Genomic DNA, 18,649 nt, shown 5'->3' on the forward strand with positions numbered 1-18,649 from the left:
GATGCCCGATGCGCTGACCAAATTCATTTTCGGCCGTCTCACCTTGGACTCGCTGCCGCTGCACGAGCCGATCGTCGTCGCCACCTTCGCCGTGGTGGCGCTCGGCGGCATCGCGCTTCTCGGCGTCATCACCTATTTCAAGCTCTGGACCTATCTCTGGCGCGAGTGGTTCACCAGCGTCGACCACAAGAAGATCGGCATCATGTATATGGTGCTCGGCCTGGTCATGCTGCTGCGCGGCTTCTCCGACGCCATCATGATGCGCTTGCAGCAGGCCATCGCCTTCAACGGTTCCGAGGGCTATCTCAATTCGCACCACTACGACCAGATCTTCACCGCGCACGGCGTGATCATGATCTTCTTCGTGGCGATGCCCTTCGTCACCGGGCTGATGAACTTCGTCGTGCCGCTGCAGATCGGCGCGCGTGACGTGTCGTTCCCCTTCCTCAACAATTTCAGCTTCTGGATGACGGTCGGCGGCGCCATATTGGTCATGGCCTCGCTGTTCGTCGGCGAATTTGCCCGCACCGGCTGGCTCGCCTATCCGCCGCTCTCCGGCATCGGCTACAGTCCTGATGTCGGCGTCGACTATTATATCTGGGCGCTGCAGGTGGCGGGCGTCGGCACGACGCTGTCGGGCATCAACCTGATCTGCACCATCATCAAGATGCGCGCACCCGGCATGACGATGATGCGCATGCCTGTCTTCACCTGGACGTCGCTCTGCACCAACGTGCTGATCGTGGCGTCCTTCCCGGTGCTGACGGCGGTGCTCTCTCTGCTGGCTCTCGACCGCTATGTCGGCACCAACTTCTTCACCAACGACTTCGGCGGCAACCCGATGATGTATGTGAACCTCATCTGGATATGGGGTCACCCGGAAGTCTACATCCTCATCCTGCCGCTGTTCGGCGTCTTCTCCGAAGTCACCTCGACCTTCTCCGGCAAGCGCCTGTTCGGCTACACCTCGATGGTCTACGCCACGGTGGTCATCACCATCCTGTCGTACCTCGTCTGGCTGCACCACTTCTTCACCATGGGCTCGGGCGCCAGCGTCAATTCCTTCTTCGGCATCACCACGATGATCATCTCGATCCCGACCGGGGCGAAGATCTTCAACTGGCTATTCACAATGTATCGCGGCCGCATCCGCTTCGAACTGCCGATGATGTGGACGATGGCCTTCATGCTCACCTTCGTGGTCGGCGGCATGACCGGCGTGCTGCTTGCCGTGCCGCCGGCGGACTTCGTGCTGCACAACAGCCTGTTCCTGATCGCGCATTTCCACAACGTCATCATCGGCGGTGTGCTGTTCGGCCTGTTCGCCGGCATTGCCTATTGGTGGCCCAAGGCCTTCGGGTTCAAGCTCGATCCGTTCTGGGGCAAGGTGTCGTTCTGGTGCTGGGTGGTCGGCTTCTGGTTCGCCTTCATGCCGCTCTACATCCTCGGCCTGATGGGCGTGACGCGCCGCATGCGCGTCTTCGACGACCCATCGCTGCAGATCTGGTTCGTCATCGCCGCCTTCGGCGCGGTGCTGATCGCCTGCGGTATCGCCGCCTTCCTGGTCCAGATCTACGTCTCCATCCGCAGGCGCGAGGCCCTGACCGATCCGACCGGCGATCCCTGGGACGGCCGCACGCTCGAATGGTCGACCTCTTCGCCGCCGCCCGCCTACAACTTCGCCTTCACGCCTGTTGTGCGCGACAACGACGCCTGGTGGGACATGAAGAAGGCCGGCTACGTCAGGCCGCTCTCCGGCTTCAAGCCGATCCATATGCCGAGCAATACCGGCACCGGCGTCATCCTGGCCGCCTTCAGCGTCGCGCTCGGCTTCGGCCTGATCTGGTACATCTGGTGGCTGGCGGCGCTGAGCTTCGTCTGCCTGATCGCCACCGCGATCGGCCACACTTTCAACTATATCAGAGACTTCCACATTCCGGCTGCCGAGGTCACGCAGACGGAGGAGGCGAGGACGACGCTCCTCTCCGCTCAGGGCTAGGGGTTGAGCATGGCGTCGATAGCGACCACGGCCGGAACCGAGCCGGTCTTCCACCTGGAAGAAGAGCATGCGCATGCCGAAGGCAGCAGCACGATGCTCGGCTTCTGGCTCTATCTGATGAGCGACTGCCTGATCTTCGCCATGCTGTTCGCGGCCTATGGTGTGCTCGGCGGCAATTACGCGGCGGGGCCTGCTCCGAAGGACCTGTTCGATCTCGACCTGGTCGCGGTCAACACCACCATGCTGCTCTTGTCGTCGATCACCTATGGCTTTGCCATGCTGACAATGGACAAGGGCCGCGTCGCTGTAACGCAAGCCTGGCTTGCCGTGACCGGCCTGTTCGGCCTGGCCTTCCTGTCGATCGAACTCTACGAATTCGCGCACATGATCCATGAAGGCGCGACACCACAGCGTAGCGCCTTCCTGTCGTCCTTCTTCACTTTGGTCGGCACGCACGGCCTGCATGTCACCTTCGGCACCGTCTGGCTTGTGACGCTGATGACGCAGGTCGCCAGGTTCGGTCTCACCGAGGCCAACCGCCGCCGGCTGATGTGCCTCTCGATGTTCTGGCATTTCCTCGACGTCGTCTGGATCGGCGTCTTCACCTTCGTCTATCTGATGGGGATGTTGCGATGAGCGCTCATGATCACGCTGCCGATCACGGCCACGCCCATGGCGGCGCGGCGCACGGATCGTTAAAGGGCTATCTGATCGGCTTCGTCCTGTCGGTGATCCTAACCGCCATCCCGTTCTGGCTGGTCATGAGCGGCGCCATCGACAACAAACAGGCCACGGCCATCGTCATCATGGCCTTCGCGGTGGTGCAGATCGTCGTCCACATGGTCTTCTTCCTGCATATGAACACCGCCTCGGAGGGCGGCTGGTCGATGCTGGCCCTGATCTTCACACTGATCCTGGTCGTCATCGTGCTGACCGGTTCGCTCTGGGTGATGTACCACCTCAATGCCAACATGATGCCTGGGCTTCACGACATGCGCGAGATGCCATGAGCCCGGCGCCGGGCGCGCGGAGGGCCACTGTCGAGTCAGGGATCGGGCAGGCCGGCATTGATCTGTCCGCCGCGCCACGAAAGGACGCCGGCAGATCGCCTGCGTCGCGGCTTTTCCTCGCACTGCTCGGCCTCCTCGGCGTGCTGGTGTTTCTTGGGCTCGGCATCTGGCAGTTGGAAAGGCGGGTCTGGAAGCTCGACCTGATCGCCCGCGTCGACCAGCGCATTCATGCTCCGGTTGCCGATGCCCCCGGCCCGGGGGCCTGGGCCGGCATGACCGCGGCCAGTGGTGAATACAGCCATGTGCGACTGGCTGGGCACTTTCTGGGCGGCGCCAACACGCTGGTGCAGGCGGTGACGGAACTTGGCGGCGGCTATTGGGTGCTGACGCCGCTGCGGACCGACCGTGGCTTCGTCGTGCTGGTCAACCGTGGCTTCATCCCCCAGGAGCGCAAGGCCGAATTCGAACAAGAGAGCGGTAGCTTCACCGCGCCGGCCGTCATCGATGGGCTGTTGCGCAAGAGCGAGCCGGGCGGCGGTTTCCTGCGCAACAACGATGCCGCGGGCAATCGCTGGCATTCGCGCGACGTCACCGCCATCGCAACTACGCGCGGCCTGACGGATGTCGCCCCCTATTTCGTCGATGCGGAGGCATCCGGCACGGATGGCTGGCCGCGCGGCGGCCTGACCGTCGTGACGTTCCGCAACAGCCACCTCGTCTATGCTTTGACCTGGTTCACGCTCGCTGCGATGCTTGTTGCAGCCCTGGCCGCGCCGATGATCGGCCGCCGCCGACGGCGAGGACCGGCAAGATGAGCGTCCCGACGCAAACGCTTCGCAACGACAAATCCTTCGCGGTGTCCCTTGCGGGCAATGGCGGCACGGTCTCGGATCCCGATGCGGCGAACAGGAAGAACCTGCTCCTGCTCATCCAGCTGCGTTGGCTGGCGGTGGCGGGTCAGGTGCTCACCATTCTGGTGACGGAATACTGGTTCGATATCCCGCTGCCGCTGCCGGAGATGGCTGGCGTGGTGCTTTTCCTGATCGGGCTGAACATCTTCAGCCTCTTGGCTTCGCGCGGCCAGCGCCCGATCAGCAACGCGCAGCTCTTCGTCGCGCTGATTTTCGACATGGCAGCGCTGACGACACAGCTTTATCTGAGCGGCGGTGCCTCCAACCCGTTCGTGTCGCTCTATCTCTTGCAGATCACGCTTGGCGCCGCGCTGCTGACACCCTGGTCGACCTGGAGCCTGGTGGCCGCCGCTTCGGCCTGCTTCGTCTTCCTCACCTTCCAGTTCAAGCCGATCGCAATCCCGCACCACGGCGGCAGCGACCTGCTGGCCCTGCATATCAGGGGCATGTTCATCTGCTTCGTGCTGGCGGCCGGCCTGATCGTCATCTTCATGACGCGCATCAACCGCAATCTGCGCGAGCGCGATGCCTATCTCGCCGATCTGCGCCAGCACTCGGCCGAGGAGGACCACATTGTGCGCATGGGCCTGCTGGCCTCGGGCGCCGCGCACGAGCTGGGCACGCCGCTTTCGACCATCTCCGTCATCCTCTCCGACTGGCGCCAGACGCGCAGCGTCACCCGCAACCGCGAGCTGGCGGGGGACGTCGCCGAAATGCAGGCGCAGATCGAGCGCTGCAAAAGCATCGTGTCGGGCATCCTCATGTCCTCGGGGCAGGCGCGGGGCGAGGGCACCATCCGCACCAGCATCCGCCATTTCCTCGACGATCTTGTCCAGGAATGGCGTGTCAGCCGCCAGCCGTTCAATCTGGACTACAAGAACGATTTCGACCCCGACGAGCAGATCGTGTCCGACACGGCGCTGAAACAAGTGATCTTCAACGTGTTCGACAACGCCCAGGAAGCATCGCCCGATTGGGTCGGCGTCGCTGCCGAACGGCAGGGTGAGAAACTGGTGATTGCCGTGCGCGACCGTGGGCCGGGTTTCGACGAGGCTATTCTGGCGGCACTCGGCCAGCCCTATATGTCGAGCAAGGGACGGCCGGGCGGCGGCCTTGGCCTTTTCCTTGTCGTGAACGTGGTTCGAAAGCTGGGAGGCGACTTTTCGGCGCGTAACATGGAGCACGGGGCCTGTGTTACGCTCTCGCTGCCGCTCGTGGCGCTGACCGATGGAGATGATCATGAGGCCTGATCGATCCCTGTTTATCGTCGAGGACGACGCCACCTTCGCCAAGACGCTGAAGCGCTCTTTCGAAAAGCGCGACTACGACGTCGTGGTCTGCCACGGCAGGGAAGAACTGCTCGGCGCCCTCGAAACAGCGGTTCCTTCCTACGCCGTCGTTGATCTCAAGCTTGGCGCCGGCGGCTCCGGGCTGGAATGCGTGAAGCTGCTCAGCGCCCGCGACGCTTCGATGAGGATCGTTGTGCTGACCGGCTTTGCCAGCATCGCCACCGCGGTCGAGGCGATCAAGCTCGGCGCATGTCATTATCTGGCCAAGCCCGCCAACACCGATGACATCGAAGCCGCCTTCGGCCGGGCCGAGGGTGATGTTTCCGTCTCGCTGAGCAGCCGTCCCACCTCGATCAAGAACCTCGAATGGGAGCGCATCCACGAAACGCTTGTCGAGACCGGCTTCAACATCTCCGAAACGGCGCGCCGGCTTGGCCTGCACCGGCGCACTTTGGCCCGCAAGCTCGAGAAACGCGTGGTGAGATAGCGGGAGCGCTACGCCCACGATCGGGCTGAACCCGATTTGGTCCACGGCGAATTCGAGCGGGAGCATTCAAAGCTTTCCTGCGTGGCCCGGAATGCCTATCTGTGTGGACAGACACCGGAACAGGCAACGGATTTGGCGCAACGATCGGGCAGTGCTGATCTTCCACTTCACGGCGGGCGCGTGCCGAAATGGCTGGGCGACCGCATGACGCGCCTTGGCGCCGTCATGTGCGAGGCGATCATCCATCATTATGGCCGCAACGAGCTGCTGCGGCGGCTGGCGCATCCGTTCTGGTTCCAATCCTTCGGCGCCGTCATGGGCATGGACTGGCACTCTTCCGGCATCACGACCAGCGTCGTCGGCGCCTTGAAACGCGGCCTGACGCCGCTGTCGGGCGAACTCGGCATTCATGTCTGCGGCGGCCGTGGCGCGCATTCGCGCAAAACCCCGCATGAGCTTGCGGCAATCGGCGAGCGCATCGGCTTCGACGGAGAGCACCTGGCGACCGCCAGTCGGCTTGTCGCCAAGGTCGACAGCGCCGCCGTTCAGGATGGCTTCGACCTCTATCTGCACGGCTTCATCGTCACCGACGACGGCGACTGGGTGGTGGTGCAGCAAGGTATGAACGGCGACAGCAAGATCGCACGCCGCTACCATTGGCTGTCCGAAGGGCTGAAGAGCTTCGTCGATCAGCCGCACGCCGCCATCGAGGGCGCCAACCAGGGCGAGATCGTCAACCTGACCGACCGCCGCGCCGAGGCCTCGCGCCAGGGACAGCTGGACCTGCTGCAGGACCTCGGGCCGGACCGCATCCTGCGCGAATTCGCTGCCCTGGATGCCGGCACCGCACCGGCTCCGGAGCAGCCGCTGCTGCCGCATCTGGTCATGCCGGCTCATCATGATGTGCGCGAAAGCGATGTCGTCATGCGCCGCCTGCATGGCAACATGGCGGCCGCCGCCGAACGTGGTCCCGAGGATTTTTCCGAGCTGCTGCTGGTTCCCGGCGTCGGCGCCCGCACGGTGCGCGCGCTGGCCCTCGTCGCCGAAGTGGTGCATGGCGCGCCGTGCCGCTTTTCCGATCCCGGCCGGTTCTCGCTGGCGCATGGCGGCAAGGACAGGCACCCGTTCCCGGTACCCCTCAAGGTCTATGACGAGACCATCGGCGTGCTGAAGTCCGCCGTGCAGAAAGCCAGGCTGGGCCGCGAAGAGGAGATTGGTGCGTTGCGGCGGCTCGACGATCAGTCGCGGCAGGTCGAGCGATATGTCACCGGCCCCAGCCTGAAGGAAATCGTCGCCGGCGAATTCGATCAGTCGCATCTGCTTGGCGGCCGCAGCGTCTTTGGCTGGGAACCGGCGCCGGACCAGGCGCCGGCGAAGCCGAACAAGAAGGCATGATGGTCCCGGGGTCAACGCCCCGGGACCGCCTTCACCACTCTACTTCACGCCGATCCCGGCGGTCAGGCCGCCATCGATCTTGTAGTCGGCGCCGGTGCAGAAGCCGGCCTTGGACGAGCACAGGAAAGCGATGAGTTCGGCCACTTCCTCCGGCTCGCCGATGCGGCCAAGCGGATGGGCCGCGCCGAAGCGCCTGAAGGCCTCCTCGACATCGGCATCGCTGCCACCGTCGCCGCGCGCGGCCTTCTCCAGGATCGGCGTGCGGATCGAGCCCGGGCTGACCGAATTCACCCTTATGCCTGATGCCGCATAGTCGAGCGCAAGTGAGCGCGTCAGCGTATGGATCGCGCCTTTGGTCGTGGCGTAGGCGGCGACATTCTGCTGGCAGGCGAAGCCTTGCACCGAAGCGACGTTGACGATGGCGCCGCCGCCGCGCTTGATCATTTCCGGAATGCCGAAATGCGCGGTCAGGTAGATCGAGCCGACATTGACCGTCATCGCCCGGTTCCAGGTTTCCCAGTCGGTCGTCGTCGCGGTTCCGTAGGGATGGACCGCGGCCGAATTGACGATGACGTCGATGCCGCCGAATCTCGCGACGCCGGCCGCGACCGCGTCGCGCACCTGATCGGAGACGGAGACGTCGACCGTCTGCACCAGCGCGCTCGCTCCGGCTTTGGCAAGGCTCTCCTGCATGGCGGCATTGGCAGCCCGGTCGATGCCGCAGGCGATGATCGCGGCACCGCCTTGCGCCAGCCGCCTTGCGGTGGCGAGCGCAATGCCGGTCGTCCCCGTCACCAATGCCACCTTGCCGTCGAAATCCTTCATCGCGGGAACTCCTTCATGCGCCATCAAAAACGTGGTTCTGAGTTTGACACTCATCGGTGTCAAACAATAGGTTGCCGGTCTCACGCAAAAAGGAAAGTTGCAATGGAACAGTGCTGGCGCTGGTATGGTCCGGATGACCCGGTGACACTCGATCACGTCAGGCAGGCTGGCGCCACCGGCGTGGTTTCAGCACTTCACCACATATACGATGGCAGGGCGTGGCCCGAAGCCGATGTGCTCGAACGCAAGCGCATCATCGAGGCCGCCGGCCTGACATGGTCGGTGGTCGAAAGCATCCCGGTCCACAATTCCTTCAAGATCGGCGCGCCGGAACGCGAGCGCTATGCCGGCTACTATCGCGACAGCATCCGCACGCTCGCCAAGGCCGGCATCAAGACGATCTGCTATAATTTCATGCCGGTGGTGGACTGGACCCGCACCGACCTCATGTATCGCCTGCCGACAACCGGCTATGCCTTGCGTTTCGACGCCATCGACTTTGCCGCCTATGATCTTTTCGTGTTGCAGCGCAAGGATGGCGCGGCCAGCTATACGCCGGCACGGATCGCCGAAGCCGAGAAGCGGCTGAAGGCGTTGACGTCAGAGCAGGTCGACCAGATCGAGCGCAACCTCATCGCCGGCCTGCCGGCGACCGAGCGCAAGTATGACCGCGACAGTTTTCGCGAGGCTTTGGCGGAGTATGACGGGATCGGGCCGAAGGAGTTGCGCGACAACCTCGCCTGGTTCCTGCGCGAGATCATTCCGGTGGCGCAAGAGGAAGGGGTGCGCATGTGCATCCATCCCGACGACCCGCCCTTTTCGCTCTATGGCCTGCCACGCGTCGTTTCGACCGCGCAGGACGCGTGTTTCATCCTCAACGCCGTCGACAGCCCGGCCAATGGGCTGACCTTCTGCACCGGCTCCTACGGCACGCGCGCCGACAACGACATTGTCGCCATGGTCAAGGAATTCGCCGACCGCATCCATTTCGTCCATTTGCGCAACATCACCATCGAGGAGGACGGCTCGTTCTACGAAGCCGAGCATCTCGAAGGCGGCACCGACATGGCGCATGTGATCCTGGCTCTGATGCAGGAGGAGGCGCGCCGCCGCAAGGAGGGCCGTGCCGACTGGCGCATCCCGATGCGGCCGGACCACGGCCACCTGCTCGCCGACGACATCGGCAAGAAGAAGATTAATCCCGGCTACTCGCTGATCGGCCGGCTGAAAGGCCTCGCTGAATTGCGTGGCATCATGCGCGCCGTGGAGAAGTTCGGGCTGGCCTGATGAGCCAGGCACCTCAATGCAGGTGCCTAAGCTTGTCGGGGTTTCGCACGACGTAGATGGCCGCGATCTTGCCGTCCTCGATGTCGAGTGCGGTGGTCTGGAACTCGCCATCGGCTTCCAGGGTGACGAACCCGGGCAATCCGTTGATGAAACCGACGCGGACAAGTTTCGAAGCATGCGTGCGCAACCAGGCCGCCACGCGCTCGTACTGCGCCATCACGGCATCGAAACCGAGGGCCGGTTGCGTGGCTGCAGGACGCTTGCCGCCACCGTCGGCATGGGCGATGACATCGGTCGTCAACATGGTCCCAAGCGCCTTCATGTCACCGCTGCGCGAGGCCGCGAAAAAGGCCTCGGCAAGCTCCAGGCCGCGTTGCCTTTCCACCGTGAAGCGAGGCCGCGCCTCGCGGACATGGCCGCGCGCCCGGGCCGCCAGTTGCCGGCAGGCCGCCGGGTCGCGCTCGATGGCGGCCGCGACCTCGTCGAACCTGAGCCCGAACACATCGTGCAGCAGAAAGGCCGCCCGTTCGAGCGGAGACAGGCGTTCCAGCACCAGCATAAGCGGCAAGGTGACGTCTTCCACCTCGTCCTCTTCCACCAAGGGATCGGGAAGCCAGGGGCCGACATAGGTCTCGCGCTGGCGCCGCGCGGATTTGAGCTGATCGAGACAGAGCCGCGTCACCGTGCGGCGCAGGAATGCCTCGGGCTCGCGCACCACACTGCGGTCGGCCTTCATCCAGCGGATGAAGGCCTCCTGCACGGCGTCCTCGGCGTCCGACACCGAGCCCAGCATGCGGTAGGCGACACGCATGAGCTTGTGCCGCAGCGGGCCGAAGCCTGCTGCCGCATCGTCGGGCGCTGAGCTCGTCATCAGGCCGCGGCCACCCGGGCGGCCTTCACGGCGGCCGGGTCGGCATACAGGCCGAAACCGACGGCGATACGGTTCCAGGCGTTGATGATGTTGATCGTCAAGGTGAGCTTGATCTGCTCCTCCTCCGTGAAATGCGCCTTCAGCTCTTCATAGGCGCCTGCGCGGCCGGTGTCTTCCGAAAGCCGGGTCAGTGCCTCGGTCCAGGCAAGGGCCGCGCGTTCACGGTCGCTGTAGCAGGGCGCCTCGCGCCAGGCCGGTAGCAGATAGATGCGCTGCTCCGTTTCACCATTCTCGCGCGCTTCGGTAGCGTGGAGATTGATGCAGTTGGCGCAGCCATTGATCTGCGAGGCACGCAGTTTCACCAGTTCGGTGAGGCTGTGCTCGAGGCTGGCGGCGGCGGAGAGCTCGATCGAGGAACGCTGCCAGTTCTTCATCAGCGAAGGGGCGGCGGCGAAGAGGTCGATTTTTGCGGTCATGGTTGGCTTCCTTCTGTTGGTGTGCCGATCCCATGACGAGCGAGGGCTTGCTGGTGTGACATGCACGCCAGGATTTTTGTCCGCCATGCGCCGTTCCCGTCAGCTGCTCCAACTTGCGCGACATCTAATATAAGAGCAGAATTGAAGGCGTTTGAAGGAGAACGGCTCATAAGCAAATCGGGAGGAAACCATGAACACCATGAGCCTCACCACGCTTGATCGCGGCAAGACGACGGTCGACGCCGCAGCAATAGAAGCGCTTTCGGCACAATTGCGCGGCACACTGCTTCAGCAGGGGGACGCCGCTTACAACGAAGCCCGCACCGTGTGGAATGCCACGGTCGACCGGCGGCCCGGGCTGATTGTGTGTTGCGTCGGCGCCTCCGACGTCATTCGTGCCGTGAATTTCGCCAGGGAAAACAGGCTTCTCGTCTCCGTGCGCGGCGGCGGCCATAACATTGCCGGCAGCGCCGTCTGCGATGGCGGTCTGATGATCGATCTGTCGCCGATGAAGTCGGTGCGGGTCGATCCCGCCGCTCGGCGAGCATGGGTCGGACCCGGCGCCACGCTTGCCGATGTCGACCGCGAAACGCAAGCCTTTGGGCTGGTGGTGCCGACCGGCATCAATTCGACCACCGGCATATCAGGCCTGACCCTGGGCGGCGGCTTTGGCTGGATCACCCGCAAATTCGGCCTGACCATCGACAATCTTGTCTCCGCCGATGTGGTCACCGCCGACGGCAAATTGCTGCGCGCCAGTCAGACGGAAAATCCGGACCTGTTCTGGGCGTTGCGTGGCGGCGGCGGTAATTTCGGCATTGTCACGGCATTCGAGTTTCAACTCCACCAGATGGGTCCGCAGGTTCTGTCGGGGCTTGTCGTCCATCCTTTCGCCGATGCCGAGAAGGTGCTGGAGGAGTATCGCAAGGCGCTCGAAACGGCTCCCGACGAACTGACCTGTTGGGTGGTCATGCGGCAAGCGCCGCCGCTGCCTTTCCTGCCGGCCGAGTGGCATGGCAAGGATGTTCTGGTGCTGGCCATGTGCTATTGCGGCGATCTCCAGGCAGGTGAAAAGGCGACGAAGAAGCTTCGCGCCATCGGCTCGCCGATTGCCGATGTCGTCGGCCCCAACCCGTTCACCGGCTGGCAGCAGGCATTCGACCCATTGCTCACCCCCGGCGCCCGCAACTACTGGAAGAGCCATGACTTCACCCAGCTTCCCGACAGGGCAGTTGAGATCGTCACCGAAGCGATACGTGAGCTTCCAGGCCCGGAATGCGAGATATTCATCGGCCATGTCGGCGGTGCGGCAGGCCGTGTGGAGCAGAACGCAACGGCGTTTCCGCAACGCAGCTCGCACTTCGTCATGAATGTTCATGCCCGCTGGCGCGAACCGGCAATGGATAGGGCCTGCATCGGTTGGGCGCGCAGCCTCTATGAGGCGGCCAAACCCTATGCTGCCGGCACCGCCTATGTGAACTTCATGCCTGAGGACGAGGTTGACCGGGTCGAAGCGGCCTATGGCGGCAATTACCAGCGGCTTCTGGAGATCAAGCAGCGCTATGACCCGCTGAACCTGTTCCGCATGAATCAGAATCTACGGCCCAAACAAAGCCAGCGCGCCGCCTGAAGAGCCCGCATTACAGTGACAAAAAGCCCGCGCCTCCGCCATGGGCGCGGGCTTTCGCGTACTCTTCCGCGGCTCACTTCACAGGGGCTGCCACCGCGTGGGGCGCCTGGCCCTGTTCCCATCACCACATCATGAACGACGCGACATCCACATCCGAGACCTTGCCAGCACTCACATCGGCGATGGCCTGGTCGACGATCGCCACGCCCTCGGCCACTTCGTCTTCGGTCAACGTCAGCGGCGGCATGAATTCGAGCACATTGGCCTTCAGCCCGACATAGGTGAAGGCAGCCCCCAGTTCGTAGCCGCGATAGATGATCTTGGCCGTGGTCGTGGCAGGCACGGGCTCGCGCGTCGCGCGGTCCTTGACCAGGTCGACACCAATGGCGAGCCCGCGCCCGCGTACGTCGCCGATGATCTCGTGTTTTTCGCCGAGTGCTCGCAGCACATCGGAAAAGAGTTTGCCGATCCGCGCCGAGCGTTGGACCAGGCCTTCGCTCTCGATCGTCTTCAACACCGCGTTGCCGGCCGATGTCGCCACCGGATTGCCGGCGGTCGTCTGCAAGGCGAAGGCCGGCGCATGATCCATGATTTCCTTCGGCCCGACCACTGCCGACAGCGGCAGCCCTCCGCCAATACCCTTGCCGAAGACGACGAGGTCCGGCGTCAGCCCTTCGTGCTGGAAGCAGTGCATCATGCCGCTGCGGGCGAGCCCGACCTTGACCTCGTCGAGCACGATCTTGATGCCGTGTTTGCGGCAACGCTCCTGCAGCGCCTTGAGGAACCCTGGTGGCGGCACGATCAGCCCGCCATCCGACATCAGCGGCTCGATAAACACGGCCGCGACCTGATGCGGCGGGCAGGTGGTCTCGAACTGGTAGTCGAGCAGGGCGAGCACCTGCTCGCCGCTAAAGGTCGGGCGGAACGGATCGGGGTAGGGCAACAGCACCACGCCAGGCCGCGGCAGCGTATGCGTCATGGCGGTGTGGCCGCTGATGCCCATCGAGCCCGAAAGGTTACCGTGATAGGAGCCGATAAAGGAGATGAAGCGCGACCGGCCGGTGGCTGCCTGCAGCACGCGCACCGCGCAATCATTGGCGTCAGAGCCGGAATGGCCGAACCAGACACGCCGTTCGCCGTCTCCAGGGGTGATTGCCAGCAACCGTTCGGCCAGCGATACCGCCGGCTCGTTCGGATAGAGCAGCAGGCTGGCGCCCGCCATGTCGCGGATCGAGGCTTCGACCGCTTCGACGATGGCCGGATGGCCGTAGCCGAGCACTGCCGGGCCGGCCGATCCCGACAGGTCGAGCAGCGAGCGGCCGCCTTCCTCGATAAGCCGGTTGCCCCGGCCGCCGACGACGCTGAGCGGCGAGAAGCGCAGCTTGCCGATCTGCGCGATGGTCACGGCGTCGCGCTCGCGCAGGCTGAGATTGCTCACGAAACCGTCTCCGTCTCATGTGCGGGCAGTGCCGCCGCCAGCCGGCTCGCCCATTCCTCGATGCCGGACCGGTTCGCCAGCAGGTCCTGCCGGATCTCGACGAGGACGGCGGGGATGCCGCGGTCATCGCCATGGACAGGCACGGCGTAATCGGCGTCGCGGCTGATCACATACGGCACGTTGGCGGCGACGTTGAGGGTCGCATCCGTGCGCAAGCCCGACAGGATCGCTTCGGCGAGATCGGCCGCATGCCCGTGCAGCACGCCCGCATGCCATGGCCTGGCAACACCCAGGAAGACCGGCGTGAAGGAGTGGATCGTCACGATCCGCGTCGGCCTGCCCGCGGCCACCCGGCGGTTGAGATGCGCGGCGACCCGCTCATGGAACGGTGCGAACATGACTTCCGCGCGCCGGTCCCGTTCCACGGCATCGATGCCGACATTGCCGGGAATGTCGGTGTCTTCCGACAGGACCGGAATGCTGCCGGAGGTGCCCAGCGGCCGGTTGAGGTCGATCAGCAGCCGTGAATAGCCGCTGAGGAAGGCCGCTGCATCGAGCCGTGCCGACAACAGCCGCGTCACCTCCGCGGCGCCGATATCCCAGGCGATGTGGCGCTGCAGATGGCTGGCATCGAGACCGAGCCGCCGATACTCGACCGGTATGTGGTTGGAGGCATGCTCGCACAACAGGACGATATCCGAGCGGCCATGCTCATTGAGAACCTCGACGGCGTCGGGCCAATCTTTTTGAGGGAGCGGGTCTTTTTCAGTCTGCGCAGTCATCAATAAAGCGTCCGGTAGAGATCGCAGATGGCAGCCGGATCGAGGCCGGCCAGCCGCTCGGCCTCATGTCGCTTCAGGCCGACGAAGGTCTCGATGAAGATTGGCGCGAACCATCCGGTGACGATCTTGTCGGCGAGAAGCGCGTCCAGCGCCGCCGGCAAGGTTTCCGGCAGCCGCACCAGGCCGAGCTTTGCCCGTTCCGCTTCGCTCATCAGCGTCGGGTCGCCGGTGACCAGCGGCGGTGACGGCAGCTCCGCCTTCAGCCCTTCCAGCCCGGCGCGGATGATCACCGCCAGAGATAGATAGGGATTGCCGGTGGCGTCGGCCGCCCGGTATTCGACATTGTACTGCCGTGCCGGATCGCGTCCGCCAATCGTCACCGTCGGGCAGATACGCAGCGACGCTTCGCGGTCGCGGTCGGCGAGCCAGGTGTAGGACGAACTCCAGCTGTGCGGCTTCAGCCGGTAGAAGGACGACACGCTCGACGCCGTCATGGCGGTGATCGCCGGCAGATGGCGCAGCACGCCGGCACAGAAGGCTCCGGCCTTGGCGGACAGGCCACCAGGTTGCGCCGCATCGTATGTCACCGGCTTGCCGGCCGCGTCGACGAAGCTGAAATGGATGTGGACGCCGTTGCCGACGGCATTGGGCGCGGTCTTGGGCGCGAAGCTCGCACGCCAGCCGGCATTGCGCGCCACTTCGCGCGTGATTTCGCGGATGGCGACGGCGCGGTCGGCGGCCGTGAGTGCGTCGGCCGGCTCATGCGTCACTTCGAACTGCTCGTCGCCGAATTCGGCGATGACCACTTCGGGGCCGACGCCCGCTTCCTCCAGCGCCGCCATCAGATTGGGAGCGAACGGATCGGTGCGGCGCAGCGCGGCGAAGGACATCGAATGCGCCGGCGCGAAACTGCCTTCGGCAATGTGGAATTCATGCTCGAAGGCGGCGATGACGGAAAGCCCGGTTGCGGCCTTCAGCTCCGCCAGCGCATCCCTGAGCATGGTCCGCGTACAGCCGAGCCACGGGCTGCCGTCGAGCTCGACGATGTCGCCGGCCACCATGTCGAAGGGCGTTGCCGATCCGGTGCGTTCGGTGCGGAAGCGCGCCTTGAGGTCGGGGATCAGCCGCAGATCGCCCGACGAGCCCCAGGGATTGGGAACGACGATCGAATTGAACGGTGTCATCGACAGATTGGCCTGCAGCCAGCCGACACCGGTCGTGGCGGTTTTCTGCAATCTGCTTTCGACAACGAAACGGCCCCGGGTGATGGCGCAGAGATCCGTTGTGACGACGGCAACGAGGGGCTCGACGGTCGATGTCATGCAGTTTTTCCCAGAGCGTTGAAACGGTCGACGACGGTGTCGGTGTCGGCAACCCAGCAATAGCCGCCGAAGGCCTTGAGCGCGATGTCGTGGCGCTCCTGGGTGATGGTGGCGCAGGCGTCCGATACGCAGGTGACGAGGTAGCCGCGGTCGGCGCCGTCGCGCACCGTCATGTCGACGCACTGGTCGGTGAGCACGCCGACCACGACGAGGTAGCGGATGCCGAGGTTCTTCAGGAGGTAGTCGACATTGGTCGAGTTGAAGATGCCGGAAGAGGTCTTCGGCAGCATGATCTCGTCGCCGACAGGTGCCAGCGACGCCACCGGCAGGCCTTCGGGGAGACTCGGCGCGACATGGATCGGTGTCAGCTTGTGGTCGAGCGAGCGGTCGCGCCCATCTTCGGTCAGGCTCTGGATGATGGTGTGCAGCACTTCCACACCATTGGCCCGCGCCGCCGCCAGCAGACGTTCCTGGTTGGGGATCGTCTGCGAGGATGTCTGCCGGTAGAAATAATGGTCGGGGCCGCGCTCTGGATGCGAGGGATCGGCGCCCGGCTCCAGCCAGATGCGCTGCATGTCGACGAGCAGCAGTGCCGTCTCGCCGGCACGAAAGGCTTCGTCTCGCTTGGGTAAGGCCCGCTTCGGTAAGGTTTGGGTCATGCTAGTCGTCCTGCTTTGCTGATTTCGGTCCGGGTGTCTTGCGCGGTTCGGATGTCTGGCGCTTGCCGTTCGACTGCGGATCGCTGTCGAGCGTTACCGCATTGGCGTGCCGCACCTTCTCGATCCTCTCGATGCGCGCCCGGGCGTCGTCGCCCAGCGTCGAAACGATATGCGCGGTAAGCGCTTCCATCTGTGTGATCGCCGGCGCCAGCGTGTCGTAGGGCGAGGCGACTTCCAGCGGGCTGACAATGGTGACTTCGGCGAGATCGGATATCGGCGACAGCCATTGGTCGGTGAAAAGCAGAATGCGCACGTCGAGCGCCGCCGCCTGGCTTGCATAGGCCATCACGTCGAGCTGGTAGCGGCGATAGTCGAAGACGACCAGCACATCGCGGCGGCCGAGGTCGGCCAGCGTGTCGAATGTCTGAGGAGAAAGCACGCCGAGATCGCGGACTCCGGAGCGGAACTGCCCAAGATATCCGGCCAGCATGCCGGCGATGTGGCGGCTGAACCGGCCGCCGACCAGCACGATCTCGCCCTTGGCCTCCATCAGCAGGCGGGCTGCCCGCTCGTAGGTCTGTACCGGCGTCGCGGCGGTGGCTTTCTGCAGCGCCGCGGCGACGGAATCGAGATAGGCGAGCACGGCGCTGTCGCTGGAGCCGCTTTGCCGCTTTGCCTCCATCATCAACAGAGGCGAATGCAGCCTGGCCTCGACCTCGGCCAGCAGCTTGGACTGGAAATCCGGAAAGCCTTCATAGCCGAGCTTGACGACCAGCCGGACCACGGTCGGATCGCTGACGCCGGCGCGCCGGGCGAGCGAAGAGGCGGAGCCGAGGCCGGAGGTCGGATAGTCCGTCAAAAGCAGCCGGACGATCTTCTCTTCCGACGGCGTCAGCGCCAGATCCCCGCGCATGAGAACATCGCGTATCGCCATTGGCCTCCCCGAAATAGGTCTTGGGCTCTCAGCCTCGTTATGTAGAGTTTATTACAGGGATTTTAAATCAGGTCAACAATGAAGAGATGTTGACATTGCGCGATCACCGGCCTTACCTTGTCGGAAAGCAGCCAAGAGACTGTGGGGAACAGCCATGCGGAACGGAAGCGACGTCATCGTCGTCGGTGCCGGAATTGTTGGATCGAGCACCGCCTATCATCTCGCCAAGGCCGGCGTGAGCGTCACGCTGGTCGAGCAGACCCATCCCGCCGGCGGCCCGTCCGGCAAGTCGTCGGCGCTGCTGCGTGCCTTCTATCTGATGCCGGAACTGTCGCAGCTTTCCATCCGTGGCCGCGAGATATTGGTGTCGCTGCCGAAGATCACGGGCGAAGGATCTTTCGTAACCGAGATCGGCATGATGTGGGTCTGCGGCAACGACAATGCGGCGGGCTGGACAGCGGCGGCCGAACGCATCCATGGCGAGGGCGCCCGCATCGAGACCTTGTCGCCGCAAGCCTTTGCCGATGCAGCACCCGGCTTTGCCCTGGACAATGTCGCGCTGGCGCTGTGGGAACCCGAATATGGCTATGCCGATGCCTTCGGCGCCACCAACGCCATCGCCCGCGCCGCCCGTGCCAACGGCGCGAAAATCTTGCAGAACACGCTTGTCGACAGCCTGCAGCGGCAAGGTGACCGCATCACCGGCGTCACCTTGACCGATGGCACGGTGCTGGAGGCGGATACGGTCGTGCTCGCCGCCGGGCCATGGACGCGCCGCCTGCTGGCGACGGCGGATCTCGATCTGCCGCTGCATGTCGAGCGCCCTCCGATGGCCGTGCTCGATGCCGCCGGCAAGGCTCGGCAAGTGATGCCGTTCGCCTGGTGCGACGACATTTCCTGCAATTATGCGCGGCCCGACAATGACGGCGTCATCCTCGCCGGCACCTGGGCCGGCGGCGGCACCGGCCTGCGTCACGAACATGCCGGCCGTCCGCGTTTCGTCGAGAATCCCGACAGCTACATGGAAGGTGTCGAGGAGTCTGAATCGGTCGAAATCCTAGAGACCTTCGCCACTCGCGTGCCTGCCATGGCCGAGCTTGGCATTCGCCCGGGCTATGCCGGGCTCTACGACATGAGCCCCGACGATCTGCCGGTCATCGGACCAATGCCCGGCGTCGAAGGGCTGGTGGTTTCGGCAGGTTCCTCCGGCCACGGTTTCAAGACCGGGCCAGCCGTCGGCGAGGCCATCGCGAAGCTCGTCACCGAGGGTGCGCAGCCGATCCTGGCGCCGTTCTCGCCCGCCCGTTTCAAGGCCGCGTGATGGCGTCGGTGAC

At 64.3% G+C, this 18,649-nt stretch carries 18 protein-coding genes; 10 read left to right on the top strand and 8 right to left on the bottom strand.

Annotated elements, in window-relative coordinates; genetic code table 11:
• The first annotated feature begins 1 nt into the window (after position 1).
• The 7 genes from cyoB (at position 2) to AC04SF_RS26120 (ending at position 7,091) form a co-directional block, all read left to right on the top strand.
• On the top strand, positions 2–1,999 hold the full coding sequence (cyoB, locus tag AC04SF_RS26090) for a cytochrome o ubiquinol oxidase subunit I (RefSeq protein ID WP_488480126.1): 1,998 nt from the start codon (positions 2–4) through the stop codon (positions 1,997–1,999).
• Between the two features lie 9 nt (positions 2,000–2,008).
• Positions 2,009–2,635: a cytochrome o ubiquinol oxidase subunit III gene (cyoC, locus tag AC04SF_RS26095; RefSeq protein ID WP_488480127.1), complete on the top strand. Its 627-nt coding sequence runs from the start codon at positions 2,009–2,011 to the stop codon at positions 2,633–2,635.
• Positions 2,632–3,009, top strand: a complete 378-nt coding sequence (gene cyoD, locus AC04SF_RS26100; protein ID WP_488480128.1) for a cytochrome o ubiquinol oxidase subunit IV — start codon at positions 2,632–2,634, stop codon at positions 3,007–3,009. Before cyoC ends, cyoD begins: the two co-directional genes overlap by 4 nt.
• Entirely contained in the window at positions 3,006–3,824 is an 819-nt protein-coding gene (locus tag AC04SF_RS26105) for an SURF1 family protein (RefSeq protein WP_488480129.1), read from the top strand. Before cyoD ends, AC04SF_RS26105 begins: the two co-directional genes overlap by 4 nt.
• Complete coding sequence (locus tag AC04SF_RS26110) at positions 3,821–5,170, top strand: ATP-binding protein (protein WP_488480130.1); 1,350 nt, start codon at positions 3,821–3,823, stop codon at positions 5,168–5,170. Before AC04SF_RS26105 ends, AC04SF_RS26110 begins: the two co-directional genes overlap by 4 nt.
• Entirely contained in the window at positions 5,160–5,696 is a 537-nt protein-coding gene (locus AC04SF_RS26115) for a response regulator transcription factor (RefSeq protein WP_488480131.1), read from the top strand. Before AC04SF_RS26110 ends, AC04SF_RS26115 begins: the two co-directional genes overlap by 11 nt.
• A gap of 132 nt (positions 5,697–5,828) precedes the next feature.
• Positions 5,829–7,091, top strand: coding sequence for a DUF763 domain-containing protein (locus AC04SF_RS26120; RefSeq protein ID WP_488480132.1), 1,263 nt, complete (start codon positions 5,829–5,831; stop codon positions 7,089–7,091).
• Positions 7,092–7,130: 39 nt separating this feature from the next.
• Here AC04SF_RS26120 and AC04SF_RS26125 read toward each other — a convergent pair whose 3' ends face one another.
• On the bottom strand, positions 7,131–7,916 hold the full coding sequence (locus AC04SF_RS26125; protein ID WP_488480133.1) for an SDR family NAD(P)-dependent oxidoreductase: 786 nt from the start codon (positions 7,914–7,916) through the stop codon (positions 7,131–7,133).
• 102 nt (positions 7,917–8,018) lie between these two features.
• On the opposite strand from AC04SF_RS26125, the gene uxuA reads away from it, so the two are divergent.
• Positions 8,019–9,203: a mannonate dehydratase gene (gene uxuA, locus AC04SF_RS26130; RefSeq protein WP_488480134.1), complete on the top strand. Its 1,185-nt coding sequence runs from the start codon at positions 8,019–8,021 to the stop codon at positions 9,201–9,203.
• 13 nt (positions 9,204–9,216) lie between these two features.
• On the opposite strand, the gene AC04SF_RS26135 is transcribed toward uxuA, so the two are convergent.
• Entirely contained in the window at positions 9,217–10,074 is an 858-nt protein-coding gene (locus AC04SF_RS26135; protein ID WP_488480135.1) for a sigma-70 family RNA polymerase sigma factor, read from the bottom strand.
• Positions 10,074–10,550, bottom strand: a complete 477-nt coding sequence (locus AC04SF_RS26140) for a carboxymuconolactone decarboxylase family protein (RefSeq protein WP_095198044.1) — start codon at positions 10,548–10,550, stop codon at positions 10,074–10,076. Before AC04SF_RS26140 ends, AC04SF_RS26135 begins: the two co-directional genes overlap by 1 nt.
• A gap of 190 nt (positions 10,551–10,740) precedes the next feature.
• Between AC04SF_RS26140 and AC04SF_RS26145 the strand changes: the two genes are divergently transcribed.
• On the top strand, positions 10,741–12,180 hold the full coding sequence (locus tag AC04SF_RS26145) for an FAD-binding oxidoreductase (RefSeq protein WP_488480136.1): 1,440 nt from the start codon (positions 10,741–10,743) through the stop codon (positions 12,178–12,180).
• A 121-nt stretch (positions 12,181–12,301) separates the two neighbouring features.
• Here AC04SF_RS26145 and AC04SF_RS26150 read toward each other — a convergent pair whose 3' ends face one another.
• The 5 genes from AC04SF_RS26150 to AC04SF_RS26170 are packed head-to-tail and all read right to left on the bottom strand — an operon-like array spanning position 12,302 to position 17,315.
• Entirely contained in the window at positions 12,302–13,618 is a 1,317-nt protein-coding gene (locus tag AC04SF_RS26150; protein WP_488480137.1) for an aspartate aminotransferase family protein, read from the bottom strand.
• Positions 13,615–14,400 carry an N-formylglutamate amidohydrolase gene (locus tag AC04SF_RS26155; protein ID WP_488480138.1) on the bottom strand — a complete coding sequence of 262 codons (786 nt, stop codon included), beginning with the start codon at positions 14,398–14,400 and terminating at the stop codon, positions 13,615–13,617. The genes AC04SF_RS26150 and AC04SF_RS26155 overlap by 4 nt, the downstream gene beginning before the upstream one ends.
• Complete coding sequence (locus tag AC04SF_RS26160; RefSeq protein WP_488480139.1) at positions 14,400–15,722, bottom strand: type I glutamate--ammonia ligase; 1,323 nt, start codon at positions 15,720–15,722, stop codon at positions 14,400–14,402. Before AC04SF_RS26160 ends, AC04SF_RS26155 begins: the two co-directional genes overlap by 1 nt.
• Entirely contained in the window at positions 15,719–16,381 is a 663-nt protein-coding gene (locus AC04SF_RS26165; protein WP_096454438.1) for a cysteine hydrolase family protein, read from the bottom strand. Before AC04SF_RS26165 ends, AC04SF_RS26160 begins: the two co-directional genes overlap by 4 nt.
• Position 16,382: 1 nt before the next feature.
• On the bottom strand, positions 16,383–17,315 hold the full coding sequence (locus AC04SF_RS26170; RefSeq protein ID WP_488480140.1) for a MurR/RpiR family transcriptional regulator: 933 nt from the start codon (positions 17,313–17,315) through the stop codon (positions 16,383–16,385).
• Between the two features lie 154 nt (positions 17,316–17,469).
• Here AC04SF_RS26170 and AC04SF_RS26175 point away from each other — a divergent pair, with 154 nt between their 5' ends.
• Entirely contained in the window at positions 17,470–18,636 is a 1,167-nt protein-coding gene (locus tag AC04SF_RS26175) for an NAD(P)/FAD-dependent oxidoreductase (RefSeq protein ID WP_488480141.1), read from the top strand.
• Positions 18,637–18,649 lie beyond the last annotated feature (13 nt).

It is taken from the genome of Mesorhizobium sp. CNPSo 4671 (assembly GCF_057784245.1).